Source organism: Curtobacterium sp. MCBA15_007 (genome assembly GCF_001864905.1).
GTDB classification, from domain to species: domain Bacteria; phylum Actinomycetota; class Actinomycetes; order Actinomycetales; family Microbacteriaceae; genus Curtobacterium; species Curtobacterium poinsettiae.
The window spans coordinates 58705-71063 of record NZ_MJGM01000014.1 but is presented as its reverse complement, the minus strand read 5'-3'; the positions used below and the strand labels follow the sequence as shown (position 1 = coordinate 71063).

Annotated in this window: 15 protein-coding genes; 7 read left to right on the top strand and 8 right to left on the bottom strand. The window is 71.4% G+C overall.

The window, feature by feature from the left end:
* Positions 1-131 precede the first annotated feature (131 nt).
* Positions 132-446 carry an SdpI family protein gene (locus BIU95_RS07740; protein ID WP_017886875.1) on the bottom strand — a complete coding sequence of 105 codons (315 nt, stop codon included), beginning with the start codon at positions 444-446 and terminating at the stop codon, positions 132-134.
* A gap of 315 nt (positions 447-761) precedes the next feature.
* Here BIU95_RS07740 and BIU95_RS07735 point away from each other — a divergent pair, with 315 nt between their 5' ends.
* Entirely contained in the window at positions 762-1112 is a 351-nt protein-coding gene (locus tag BIU95_RS07735; protein ID WP_017886874.1) for a hypothetical protein, read from the top strand.
* Here the strand turns inward: BIU95_RS07735 and BIU95_RS07730 are convergent.
* Genes BIU95_RS07730 through BIU95_RS07715 form a run of 4 tightly spaced genes read right to left on the bottom strand, consistent with a single transcriptional unit; the run spans position 1109 to position 4667 of the window.
* Entirely contained in the window at positions 1109-1537 is a 429-nt protein-coding gene (locus BIU95_RS07730; RefSeq protein ID WP_042540680.1) for a hypothetical protein, read from the bottom strand. The two genes, BIU95_RS07735 and BIU95_RS07730, sit on opposite strands and share 4 nt — an antisense overlap.
* Before the next feature lie 46 nt (positions 1538-1583).
* Positions 1584-2261 (bottom strand): DUF402 domain-containing protein, encoded by a 678-nt coding sequence (locus tag BIU95_RS07725; RefSeq protein ID WP_017886872.1) that lies wholly within the window; start codon positions 2259-2261, stop codon positions 1584-1586.
* 40 nt (positions 2262-2301) lie between these two features.
* On the bottom strand, positions 2302-2964 hold the full coding sequence (locus tag BIU95_RS07720; RefSeq protein ID WP_071251278.1) for a response regulator: 663 nt from the start codon (positions 2962-2964) through the stop codon (positions 2302-2304).
* On the bottom strand, positions 2961-4667 hold the full coding sequence (locus BIU95_RS07715; RefSeq protein WP_071251274.1) for a sensor histidine kinase: 1707 nt from the start codon (positions 4665-4667) through the stop codon (positions 2961-2963). Before BIU95_RS07715 ends, BIU95_RS07720 begins: the two co-directional genes overlap by 4 nt.
* Before the next feature lie 153 nt (positions 4668-4820).
* Between BIU95_RS07715 and BIU95_RS07710 the strand changes: the two genes are divergently transcribed.
* On the top strand, positions 4821-6314 hold the full coding sequence (locus BIU95_RS07710; protein ID WP_139179695.1) for a CitMHS family transporter: 1494 nt from the start codon (positions 4821-4823) through the stop codon (positions 6312-6314).
* A gap of 33 nt (positions 6315-6347) precedes the next feature.
* On the opposite strand, the gene BIU95_RS07705 is transcribed toward BIU95_RS07710, so the two are convergent.
* Positions 6348-7421, bottom strand: a complete 1074-nt coding sequence (locus BIU95_RS07705) for a low specificity L-threonine aldolase (RefSeq protein WP_071251272.1) — start codon at positions 7419-7421, stop codon at positions 6348-6350.
* A gap of 87 nt (positions 7422-7508) precedes the next feature.
* Between BIU95_RS07705 and BIU95_RS07700 the strand changes: the two genes are divergently transcribed.
* Positions 7509-8087: a TetR family transcriptional regulator gene (locus BIU95_RS07700; RefSeq protein ID WP_071251361.1), complete on the top strand. Its 579-nt coding sequence runs from the start codon at positions 7509-7511 to the stop codon at positions 8085-8087.
* 82 nt (positions 8088-8169) lie between these two features.
* On the opposite strand, the gene BIU95_RS07695 is transcribed toward BIU95_RS07700, so the two are convergent.
* Entirely contained in the window at positions 8170-8814 is a 645-nt protein-coding gene (locus BIU95_RS07695; RefSeq protein WP_017886866.1) for a GntR family transcriptional regulator, read from the bottom strand.
* A 97-nt stretch (positions 8815-8911) separates the two neighbouring features.
* On the opposite strand from BIU95_RS07695, the gene BIU95_RS07690 reads away from it, so the two are divergent.
* The 4 genes from BIU95_RS07690 (at position 8912) to BIU95_RS07675 (ending at position 11984) form a co-directional block, all read left to right on the top strand.
* Complete coding sequence (locus tag BIU95_RS07690) at positions 8912-9619, top strand: DUF969 domain-containing protein (protein ID WP_017886865.1); 708 nt, start codon at positions 8912-8914, stop codon at positions 9617-9619.
* Positions 9616-10698, top strand: a complete 1083-nt coding sequence (locus tag BIU95_RS07685; RefSeq protein WP_071251271.1) for a DUF979 domain-containing protein — start codon at positions 9616-9618, stop codon at positions 10696-10698. Before BIU95_RS07690 ends, BIU95_RS07685 begins: the two co-directional genes overlap by 4 nt.
* Positions 10685-11740, top strand: a complete 1056-nt coding sequence (locus BIU95_RS07680) for a DUF2891 family protein (protein ID WP_254783312.1) — start codon at positions 10685-10687, stop codon at positions 11738-11740. The genes BIU95_RS07685 and BIU95_RS07680 overlap by 14 nt, the downstream gene beginning before the upstream one ends.
* Positions 11741-11801: 61 nt before the next feature.
* Positions 11802-11984, top strand: a complete 183-nt coding sequence (locus tag BIU95_RS07675; protein WP_071251269.1) for a hypothetical protein — start codon at positions 11802-11804, stop codon at positions 11982-11984.
* Between the two features lie 52 nt (positions 11985-12036).
* Here the strand turns inward: BIU95_RS07675 and BIU95_RS07670 are convergent, their stop codons facing one another.
* Positions 12037-12339: a putative quinol monooxygenase gene (locus tag BIU95_RS07670; RefSeq protein ID WP_017886861.1), complete on the bottom strand. Its 303-nt coding sequence runs from the start codon at positions 12337-12339 to the stop codon at positions 12037-12039.
* Positions 12340-12359 lie beyond the last annotated feature (20 nt).

Genomic DNA, 12359 nt, shown 5'->3' with positions numbered 1-12359 from the left:
GTCGAATCTACACACCGGGGTGTCCGGCCCGACGGTGCTGCGCCCCGAGATGCCCGCGCGGGTGCAGATCGTCACGGGACCACCTGACGGTCTGGAGGCCGCTTGCGGCGCCGCCCCGTGCCTCCTGTCCGTCATCTGGTCGCGCGGCCTGCGGCGACCACGCTCCAGAGCGCCCCGCCGACGAGGGTGACGGCGCAGGCGACGAACGCGGGAACGTCGTCGGCGCGTCCGAGTCCGACGGAGACCAGGCCCACGACCACCGTCGCGCCACCGGCGATGCTCGTCGGGACGACCGCTGCGCGGTGGCCGAGGAGCCAGTTCTCGTCGCTGCGCATGGTTGCCCTGGTGCGGATGCCGGCGATCCCGTTCCTGCCGATGACGCCGCGCGCCGGCAAGGCGACTAGGACGACGGTTAGCGCGGCGGCGACGATCTCGATGGCGATCATGTGCGGTCTCCTTCCGGGGTCGTTGCGCGCTCAAGCGGACTTGCAATGCACCCGCTGCGTCGCACGAGTCCAACCTGCCGGTATCCGGTGAAATACGCAAGGGGTTGAGTCGGCGAGAAGTGGGCAGCGCGGCTGTGGGGGTACTCATTGCGCTGGTGCGAGGTCGTGCGCTTCGCTTGCCGAGACCGCCGGACCGTCGGACCGTCGGCGGCAGTGTGAGGGGTGCAGGTGCGGACGAGCAGGCTGCCGGGGCGTTCGCCGCTCCTGACGCGCACCCTCGCTACGACCATCGTGGTGACAGCTGGGCTGGCACTGATGACCGGGTGCAGCTCGCCCGACCTGCCGCCGTCGTCAGCGTCTCCGGTCGAGGTGACGAAGGCGTACCTCGCTGCGGCCGAGGCGCAACGGTGTGACGTGACGAAGGCGTTGACGCTCGACAGCACGTGGGCGTGGTGCCGGAACCCGACGCTGCGGAAGTACACCGTCGCGGACAAGGCGGAATCGGTGCCGTTCAACCCCGGCCACACGACAGAGTCCTGCGTCGACACGACGGTGACGAGTCGAGCGTCGGAGGAATCGGAGCCGATGAACGGGACGCGCACCTGGAGCTTCTGCTTCACGAAGACGGCGTCCGGATGGCGGCTCACGGACCAGGGACAGGGCTAGGGCGTCCGCCCCTCCCGTGTCGGCCGGAAGGGCCAGGCGTCAGCGTGCGTGTGTGGCACCGCGACGACCTGGACCGCGTCCCGGTAGACGATCCGACCCGGCGAGCGGGTCACGAGCTGCATCCACGGGATCCCGTGGCGGTCGAGGAGTTCCAGGTACGGGCCGACCATCTCGAGCAGCTCGACGGCGTCGGCGGCGAACCAGGCCCGGGCCCCGGGGTTGCGGGTCTCGTCGTAGCAGTCGGGCTGCACCGTGGTCGGGTCCGTGTACATCGCGGTCGCGTGCAGGTTCGCTTCTCGGAGCCACCTGGTCTCGGCGTCACTGAGCCTGCCGTCCCGCTGCAGACCGTTGGCGAGGGCGAAGACCCCCGGGAACCGCCCGCGACGGTTGGGAACGGCGCTCTGGTACCGGACGAACTCGCTCACGACAGCGAGCGTAGGAGGCTGTGCAACGCTGCACCGACTCCGCGGATCACTGCACGGCGCTCCACTCCTGGGGGAGCGCAGTCGTGCCCCACGCCGGGTCGGGCACCCAGCCGGACCAATCGGTGTCGAACGGGAAGCGCTGCGCGACCGCGAGTTCGGTGGCTTCTTCGCCAGCGCGCTCGATGATCGCCCGCATCGCCGCCGGCCAGTACCCGCCGGCCGCGTAGAACTCGAGCTCGTCTTCGTCCTTGTACCGGACGGACCACGAACCGTCGGGTTCGGTGGTCGCCACCACGTCGAGTGTCCAGTCCTGACTGTCGAACCCGATCGGCGTCCGCACCCACGGCAGCTCGAGGTTGACGTACCAGTCGGGAAGCCAGTCCGACCCGTCGTGCCAACGCCAGACGGACCAGCGCGTTCCCTTCTGATGGACGCGGACGACGCTGGAGCCGACCCACCGGTCGTCGACGTAGGAGCCGTCCCAGTCCTCGGGAAGCACGAGGCGTCCGTTGGGGCCGCTCCCGACGCCCGCTCGTCGTCGGACGGCCGAGCCGACCGTCGTGGCGACCACCGCGAGCTCGTCGTCGTCCACCAGGACCCGGCCGGCGACCGCGAAGCCGACCGCTTCGCCGCGCTCGCCGAAGTCGTTGAGGCTTCGGAGCGCAACGGGAGTCCCCGAGGGGAACGGATCAGTCCTGGTGTCGGATCGCGCAGCGTCGGTCATCCACCGATGGTGCCACGGCGCAGTCTTCGGAACGGCTGACTCACCGCCGCACGTACCGGTGCTCCGGCCGCCCCGCAGCCCCGTACCGCAACTGCATCGCCACCGTCCCGTCGGCCGTGAGCTGCGCCAGGTACCGCTGCGCCGTCGCCCGCGAGACCCCGATCGCCGCAGCGACCTCGGCGGCCGATCGTTCTTCACCGGCGACGAGCTGCTCGAGCACCAGCGCAGCAGTGGCCGCCCGGGACGGGGATGCCCCACCGCTGTCCCCGGCGTGCAGGATCCGGAACGCCCGCTCGACGGCTTCCTGGTCGAGCGTCGACCGCTCGTCGAGCACGTTCCGCGACCGCGCGTACGCCTGCAGCCGCTCGGCCAGCACCCCGGCTGCGAAGGGCTTGATCAGGTAGGCGAGCGCTCCGCTCCGCATCGCCCGGCGCACGGTGCCGGAGTCCGAGGCCGCGCTCAGCACGAAGGCGTCGGCGCCGGTGTCGATCGACCGCAGCAGGTCGAGGCCGCTGCCGTCGGGCAGGTACACGTCGACGAGCACCAGGTCCACGGCTCTGCTCGACAGCGCGGAGCGGGCGGCCGCGAGGGTCCCGACGGGCTCGAGCGCCCGGAACCCCGGTACCTGGTCGACCTGCCGCCGGTGCAGGTCTGCGACGTGGAAGTCGTCGTCGACCACCAGCACGGTGAACACGGAACTCACGACACCACTCCTTCCAGTCGGGCGCAGAACACCGCGCCGTGGTCGTCGCCGCCGGGGGAGGCGAGCCACACGTCGCCACCGTGCCGCCGGGCGATCTCCCGCGACAACGGCAGTCCGATCCCGAGCCCGTGCACCTGCGCGACGTCCCCGGACGCGGCGGTCGCCGCACTTCGGACGAACAGCGAGTCCGCGGCACCGTCCGGCACCCCCGGCCCGGAGTCCATCACCGACAGGTGCAGGGTCGTGCCGTCGTCGAGCACCTCGACCTCCACCCACGGGGAGCCCCCGTCACGCGTGCGCTCGTCCCCGCGGAGGGCCGCCGTCACCGCGTTGTCCACCAGGTTGCCGAGCACGGTCGTGACGTCGCCCGGCTCGGTGATCGTCCCCTGCACGAGCGTCTCCGCCCCGACCCGCAGCAGCACCCCGCGCTCGGCGGCCTCGACGCCCTTCGCCCCGAGGAACGCCTGCAGGTACGGCTCGGTCAACCGGTCGGCGTGCTGCACCGGGTAGCGCAGCGGTCCGCGCTCCTGCACGTCCGCCAGGTACGCCCGCGCCCGTGCGGTCTCGCCGATGTCGAGCAGCCCCGAGATCGCGTGCAGTCGGTTCGCGAACTCGTGGCGTTGCGCCCGGAGCGCTGTGCTCATCGCTCCGACGGCGTCGAGCCGCCGGGTCAGGGCTTCGACGTCGGTGCGGTCGCGCAGGACAGCGACCCGGCCCAGGTCGCGTCCGTCGCGGGACACGGTGCGGACGTCGACGAGCAGCACCCGGTGCCCGGCGACGATCGTGGCGCTCGCCGGAGCGGCGGAACCCCCGTCGAGCATCGACCCGAGCGGCGCGGGCAGGTCGAGGGAACCCACCGGCTGCCCGACCGGGTCCGCCAGCCCGAGCAACTGCACGGCTTCGGGGTTGCAGACGGTGACGGCCCCCGACGGGCCGATCGCGATGACGCCTTCACCGACCCCGCCGAGCACGGCCTGCTGGTTCTGCACGAGCGTCACGAGCTCCTCCGGCTGCAGCCCGAGCGTCAGCCGCACCAACCTGCGTCGGATCAGCACCGACGCGATCAGCGCGAGCAGGACCGCCGCCAGCCCGGCACCGATCACCGGCATGCTGTCCTCGACCAGGGTGTCGTAGACGCGTGCCCGGGTGAACCCGACGCTCACCTCGCCGACGACGGTGGACTGCCTGGAGGCGCGGCTCGTCCCCGCCCCGCCGGCTGCGGGTGCGGAGACGGGCACCTTCGCCCGCGCCGACTCGCCGAGCGTGCCGCGGGCCCAGGACACGGTCTCGCGTCCGGCGAGTGCGGCGTCGGGGGAGGTGCTCACCATCTCGCCGATGCGGTCGACGTCGGGGTGGGCCAGCCGGACACCCCGGTCGTCGGTGACCACGACGAAGAGCGCCCCGGTCCGGCGCTGGGCGGCAAGGGCAGCACGCTGGACGGGCCCGTCGGCGAGGGTCGCTCGGTCGAGGACGGTGCCGTCGACGCTGAGCCGGGCGACCGCGGCCCGGACGTCGGACTGGGCGGCGACGCTCTGCGCGATCGCCAGTGCGGTCCCCTCGGCAGCGCGCTCGAGCCGGGTGACCTCGATCCGGACGAACACGGCACTGGTCAGGGCGACGACGGCGACGACCACGGCGAGCTGCAGGACGAGCACCTGGGTGGCGAAGCGGAGCCTGGGGCGCCGTGAACGGTCGTCGGTCACGACCCCAGCGTACGGAGGGTGCGCCGACCTGCTTGCGCACAATGCGCAGAATGCGGTCAACGCGCGATGGTGCGCCAATGTGCAGAAGCGCGCCGCGCCTCCAGGCCGGGTCGTAGCGTGCCCGGACCGCCAGACACGGACGAAGGAGTCCTGATGCTCGTCATCCTCGGGTACGCGATGGTCCTGACCTTCATGGTCCTGATCATGACCAAGCGCATGTCGCCCATGCTCGCGCTGATCATCGTGCCGACCGTGTTCGGCCTGTTCGCGGGGGCGGGCCTGGGACTCGGCGACATGGTGACCGAGGCGATCGGCACCCTGGCGCCGACGGCTGCGCTCCTGATGTTCGCGATCATGTACTTCGGGCTGATGATCGACGTCGGCCTGTTCGACCCCCTCGTCCGGTTCATCCTGCGGGTGACCGGCAACGACCCGGCGAAGATCGTGCTCGGGACGGCCCTGCTGGCGGGCGCGGTCTCGCTCGACGGGGACGGCTCGACGACGTTCATCGTGGTGACCGCGGCGATGTTGCCCATCTACCTGAAGCTCGGCATGAGCCCGGTCGTGATGACGTGCGTCGCCGGTCTGACGAACGGCACGCTCAACATCGTGCCGTGGGGTGGTCCCACCGCCCGGGCCGCCGCTGCACTGAAGATCGACCCGACGGACATCTTCGTCCCGCTCGTGCCGTCGCTCGTGGTGGGGCTGCTGCTGTGCTTCACGTTCGCGTGGACGATGGGGCTGCGGGAGCGGAAGCGCCTCGGGCTGATCGAGTTCACCGAGGCCTCGCGGGGTGCAGGGGTGCCGGAGCGCGCGAACGCCCGGGCCGGGTCGCGCGTGCTCGCGGCGGTCGGCGGGACCGGCGGCGGGATGTTCACGAGCCCCACGGTCGCGCTCGGGCTGCGCGGCGGGAAGGCCGACGGCCGACGTGCGGACGGCGACGGCGTGGACGGAACCGGTGCGACGGACGAGGGCGCGGGCACCGGCACGATGGCCGAGACGATGCTCGACCCGAACCGTCCGACCCTGCGCCCGAAGCGCATCTGGTTCAACCTGGCACTGACCGTCGCCGTGATGGTGGCGCTCGTGATGGGCCTGCTGCCGCTGCACTTCGTGTTCATGATCGGCACGGCGATCGCCCTGCTCGTGAACTTCCCGCAGCTCAAGCAGCAGACCGCGCAGATCGTCGCGCACGCCCCGAGCATCGTCGGTGTCGTGTCGATGGTGTTCGCCGCCGGGGTGCTGATCGGGGTGCTCGACGGCACCGGGATGGTCGCTGCGATGGCCGACTGGCTCGTTGCGGTCATCCCGGACTCGATGGGCCCGTACCTGGCGGGCATCACCGGCATCCTGAGCATGCCGCTGACGTTCTTCATGAGCAACGACGCGTTCTACTTCGGGATCCTGCCGGTGCTGTCCGAGAGCGCTTCGGCGTACGGGATCACACCGGCGGAGATGGCCCGTGCCTCGGTCGTCGGGCAACCCGTGCACATGCAGAGCCCGCTCGTCCCCGCGATCCTGCTGCTGGTGTCGCTCGCCAACGTGAACCTCGGCGACCACCACCGGAAGGTGCTGTGGCGGGCCGCCGTGGTCGCGATGGCGATGCTCGTGGTGGCGATCGTGGTGCGGGTCATCCCGTTCGGGTGATCTGACCGCCACGCCGGAGTGCGCCGGGCCGGCTCAGGCGGGGTCGAGCTCGCGCGTCAGGGCTGCGACGAAGTCGTCGACGTCCTGCTCCGAGGTGTCGTACGCGCACATCCACCGCACCTCGTTGCGGCTGGCGTCCCAGTCGTAGAACCGGAAGTGCTCCCGCAGCCGGTCGGCCACGCCGGCGGGCAGGGTCGCGAAGACCCCGTTCGACTGGGTCTGCTGGCTGAAGCCGACACCTCGGATGCTGCCGTCGGCGATGCCGGCCTCGAGTGCACCGCGCAGGCGGGCGGCCATCGCGTTGGCGTGCCCGGCGGAGCGCAGGTACAGGTCATCGCTGAGCATGGCGATGAGCTGGGCGGAGACGAACCGCATCTTCGACGAGAGCTGCATGTTCATCTTGCGCAGGTAGTGCAACCCCTCGGACGCGGAGGGGTTCAGCACGATGATCGCCTCGCCGTGGAGCATGCCGTTCTTCGTCCCGCCGAAGCTCAGCACGTCGACGCCGGCGTCGGTGGTGAAGTCGCGCAGGGGCACCCCGAGCGATGCCGCGGCGTTCGAGATGCGGGCGCCGTCCATGTGCAGCGTCATGCCGAGCGAGTGCACGTGGTCGGCGATCGTCCGGATCTCGTCCACCGTGTAGGCGGTGCCGAGCTCGGTGGTCTGGGTGATCGACACGACGAGCGGCTGCGCACGGTGCTCGTTGCCCCAGCCCCAGGCCTGCCGGTCGATGCGCTCGGGGGTGAGCTTGCCGTCCGGTGCATCGACCGTCAGCAGCTTGATGCCCCCGATGCGCTCGGGTGCTCCGGCCTCGTCGGTGTGGATGTGCGCGGTCGAGGTGCACACCACCGCACCCCAACGCGGCAGCATCGACTGCAGGCCGACGACGTTCGCGCCGGTCCCGTTGAACACCGGGAACGCTTCGGCCTGCGACCCGAAGTGCTGCCGGACCACCTCGTGGAGACGCGCCGTGTAGACGTCCTCGCCGTACGCGGTCTGGTGTCCGTCGTTGGCCTCGGCGATCGCCGCGAGGATCTCGGGGTGCACGCCGGCGTAGTTGTCCGAGGCGAAGCCCCGCAGGTCCAGGTCGTGGAGTCGGAGGGTCACTCGCTCATCCTAGGTTCGGGGGATCAGGCGGCCCTGAGCGACGGTCGCACCCGCGTCGCGGGCCGCGTGATCGGTACGGTGGTCGCCATGGCCCGATTCACGCCCCCTGCTGCCGACGCGATGCGCGCACGACTCCTGCTCGCCGCGCGGGACGAGTTCGCCGCGGTCGGACTGGCCGCGGGCAGGGTCGAACGGATCGGCGCGGCGGCGTCGAGCAACAAGGCGCAGGTCTTCCACTACTTCGGCAGCAAGGAGGGCCTGTTCGACGCCCTCGTCGCGGAGACCGTGACCGAGACGTTCGCCGACGCCCCACTCGACACCGCCGACCTCGCCGACTGGGCCGGGCTGGTCCACGACTCGTACGTCCGTCGCCCCTGGGCCCAGCGGCTCGCGACCTGGCACCGCCTCGAGCGCGCCGACGTCCCACTCGAGTCCGTCGCGACCAGCTACGCCGACGCGGTGGCCGAGGTCGAGCACGCGCAGCGCGCCGGGGTCCTGCCGCGGGCGTTCCGTCCCGCGGTGCTGCTCGGGCTCGTCCTGCACACCGCGGCGTTCTGGAGCGCGACCGCTCCGGAGTACGAGCCGCTGGTGCAGGCCGTGACGCCGCCGCGGCGTCGCCAGGTCGTGGTGGACGCGGTGACGGCGCTGCTCGGCGGGAAGTCCTGACCGAGGGCTCGACCGGCACCAGCGCGACCGCGATCGGACCGGGCGGGCGGGACGGAGCCGCGCCGGGCCTCCTGTCCGTCCCTCAGCCGGTTGCGCCGGCGGCGACCCGCAGCGTCCGCTCCGCGTCGTCGAGGTAGACCGCGAGCAGTGCCGAGGCGGCGTCCTGGTCGCCACCGCGCAACGCGGACACGATCGCGTCGTTGCGTTCGACGAAGTCGGCGTGGAACGACGCCGGGTCGGCGGTGGTCAGGAACGCGAGTCGCATCTCGGCGAGCAGGCCGTCCATCAGGGCGTGGATCCGCTCGCTCGGCACCGCGCGCACGAGTTCGGTGTGGAACCGGATGTCGGCGGTGCCGACGGCGCCCCAGTCGCCCGCGGCTGCTGCGGCCCGGGCGTCCGCGACCGCTGCGGCGGCCGCGGCAAGGGCTGGCGAGTCGGGGGAGCAGGCACGCACAGCGGCTTCCTCGAGAACCCGCCGAGCCGCGTAGAGATCGGTGACGTCGGCGGCGGAGAGTCGTCGGACGAACACCCCGCGGTTGAACACGTGCTCGACCAGTCGGTCGCGGGCGAGCAGCCGGAATGCCTCGCGCAGGGTGTTCCGCGACACCCCGAGCTGATCGCTCAACCGCTCCTCGGACAGCTGCGCCCCGGGGGAGAAGTCGCCCGACGCGATCATGGTGCGCAACCGCGTGGCCGTGGAGTCAGCGCCGCCGACGGTTCGGGTCATGGCACCGATCCTGGCACGGGCGGCGTTTGTGAAGGGCGTGTTACAGAGCAGAACCGGCTCTTGCGATTGTTGAACAATGCGGTCCAGACTGTCCCGCATGTTCGTCCTCATCGGCGTCGCCGTCGTCATCGTCGGCTTCGCGTTGCGCGTCAACGCGCTCCTCGTCGTCACGGTCGCGGGCATAGTGACCGCGGCCATCGGCGGGATCGGTCCCGTCGGCATCCTCGACGCGTTCGGCAACGGGTTCGCCTCGAGCCGGTCCGTCACGACCTTCGCGCTCGTCCTGCCCGTCATCGGCCTGATCGAGCGCTACGGCCTGCAGGACCAGGCGAAGCGTCTGATCGCGAAGCTCGACAAGCTCACGACGGGTCGTCTGCTCGCCGGCTACCTGGTGATCCGGCAGGTCACCGCGGCGGTCGGCCTGACCAGCATCGGTGGCCCGGCGCAGACCGTCCGCCCGCTGGTCTACCCGATGGCCGAGGGCGCGGCGACGAAGAAGTACGGGCGGATCGATGACCGCATGCGCGAGAAGATCAAGGGCTACTCGGCCTCGTCCGACACCGTCGGGGTGTTCTTCGGCGAGGACGTCTTCGTCGCGGTCGGCTCCATCCTGCTCATCACGACGTTCGTCGACGCGACCTACGGGCTGTCGCTGGAACCGATCGACCTGGCCCTGTGGGCGATCCCGACGGGCATCGCGGCGCTGATCGTCCACGGCGGACGCCTGCTGCTGTTCGACCGCCGACTCGACAAGATGGCGGCGGACGCCCGTGCCGACGCTCCGACCCTGGGGGCCGCAGCGTGATCACCAGCGAATGGCTCTACTGGCTCATCGGCGCGTTCTTCATCGCCGTCGCCGTCCTGATCGTCACCGACACCGCGCACGCGAAGCGCGTCGGCAACGCCGCGTTCTGGGGCATCCTCGGCCTGTCGTTCTTCGCCGGCACGTTCGTCGCCGCTGGCAGCATCCCGGCGTGGACGCTCGGCATCGCCGTCCTCGTGATGGTCGCGCTCGCCGGACTCGGCTTCACCGGCACGACCAGCCGCACCCGGGTCGCGAGCATCCCCGGCGCCGGTACCGGTGCGGAGACCGGCCCCGCCGAACCCACCGGCGTGACGCAGAAGATCACGAGCGCGGGCAGCGGCAGCACGAGTGTGCTCGCCACCACCAGCCCGGACGAGCGTGCCGCGTTCGCGACGAAGTACGGCAACCGGCTCTTCATCCCGGCCCTGGTGGTGCCCGTGGTCGCCGTGCTGGTCGCGACGCTCGGCCCGCTCGTCTCGTTCGGCGGCGAACCGCTGCTGGCCGAGGGGAGCGCGACCCTGACCGGCTTGGGCATCGGCTCGGTCCTCGCCGTGGTCGTGGCCGTGTTCGTCCTGCGCCCGCCGAAGATCGCCACCCCGATCCGCGAGGGCGGTCGGCTCCTGCAGGCGATCGGCTGGGCGGCGCTGCTGCCGCAGATGCTCTCGACCCTCGGCATCGTCTTCACCCAGGCGGGGGTCGGCGACGCGGTCGGCACGATCATCAAGTCGGTCCTCCCCGACGGCTCATTGCTCGCCGCAGTGGTCATCTACTGCCTGGGCATGGCCCTGTTCACGATCATCATGGGCAACGCGTTCGCCGCGTTCCCGATCATGACGGCCGCGATCGGCTGGCCCGTCCTGGTGCAGGGCTTCGACGGCAACCCGGCCGCGATCTTCGCGATCGGCATGCTCGCCGGCTTCTGCGGCACGCTCGTCACCCCGATGGCCGCGAACTTCAACCTGGTGCCGGCCGCCCTGCTCGAGATGCGGGACAAGTACGGCCCGATCAAGGCGCAGATCCCCACCGCCGCCATCCTGCTCGTCGTCAACATGGGAGTCATGTACCTTGTCGCATTCTGATGCCGCCCCGATCGACCTGACCCGGGCGGCCTGGGCCGACCGCTTCGCGGCCGTCGCCGCGGACAACACGACCCGTGAGTACCCGTACGCCGCGCACCACGCGACGTCCGGGCCGGACGACCGGGCACTGCCCGTCGAGCTCCACCCCGCCTTCGCCACGTCGTACGACTGGCACTCGTCGGTGCACATGCACTGGCTCGCGGCGCGCCTGGTCGCGCACGGTCTGCCCACCGACCTGGAGGCCCGGCTCACCTCGATCCTGCAGGCGCACCTCACGACGGATCACCTGGCGACCGAGGCCGCTTACCTGCGCGAGACACCGCACTACGAGCGCCCCTACGGCTGGGCCTGGCTCGCACGGCTCGCCGCCGAGGTGTCGGCATCCGAGGCGCCCGCCGTCCGGGCACTCGCACCGGGGTTCGCGCCCGTCGTCGACGTCCTCGAAGACCTGGTCGTCCGGTGGATCGACGGTGCCGCGCACCCGGTCCGGCACGGCGTGCACTCGAACTCGGCGTTCGGGCTGCTGCTCGTGCTCGAGGCCGCCCGGTCACTCGACCGTCCGGCCCTGGCGGCAGCGGTCGAGGGGGCAGCACGGGACTGGTTCGGCGCGGACGCCGGGTGGCCGTTCGCCTGGGAGCGGAGTGGGCACGACTTCCTGTCCGCCGGTCTCGCCGAAGCCGACCTGATGCGTGCGGTGCTGCCCGCTGCGGAGTTCGCGACGTGGGCCCGTGGCTTCTTCGCCGCGGTGCAGCCGGGCGACGCGATCCTGCGGTCGACGGTGGTGCGCGACGAGAACGATCCGCAGCAGGTGCACCTGTTCGGGCTCGACCTGTCGCGGGCGGGATCGGCCCGGCGCATCGCGGACGCACTCCGTGCCGGCAGCTCGGACGACTCCTGCATCGCGGACCTGCTCGACGACGCCGCCGACCGGCTGCTGACCTCCGGGCTCGCGGCGAGCGTGGGCGAGGAGTACTACTCCACCCACTGGCTGGCGAGCTTCGCCTGGGACGCCATGGAGGCCCGGGAGCACGCCGCTCGATGACCGGCTTCGGGGTGGTGATCGTCTGCGGACACACTGAGGATCCGGAGGTACCTTCGGGGCCATGAGCGATCCGAAGGACGACGAGACCCTCGACGACTTCCGCGAGGCGCAGGAGACCGACTACGAACCGGAGCCCACCGTGCTCGACCCCGACGACCTCCCGGTGGTCGACGACGCGAACGACGAAGTGCTCCCCGACGACGAACGGCCGGTGCCGCTCGACACCGACGACGACGTGGTCTGACCGACCGCGGCCGACGCCGACCCATGCGCCGTGGGGCGGGGCCGGTGTCGGCTCAGTGGAGCGGGATGGTCCGCGCGAAGGTGCGGGTGACCGGTGTCGCTTCGAGGAACGGTGCCATCGCCGGAGCACCCTCGGGCGTCGCACGCCAGGCCACGTACGTGTCGTGGTCCGCGGCGGTCGTCCACGACTCGACGACGACCATGCGCGCCGGGTCCTCGTCGTCGACGAGGACCTCGAGCGACTCCAGGCCGTGGAACGACGCGGTCTGTTCGAGCGTCTCGCGGATCGCACCCTGGAGCGCGTCTTCGGGGGCGTCGCTCTGGAACTGGACCTCGAGCAGGACGGTGATCGACATGGGGAACCTTTCGTCAGCGG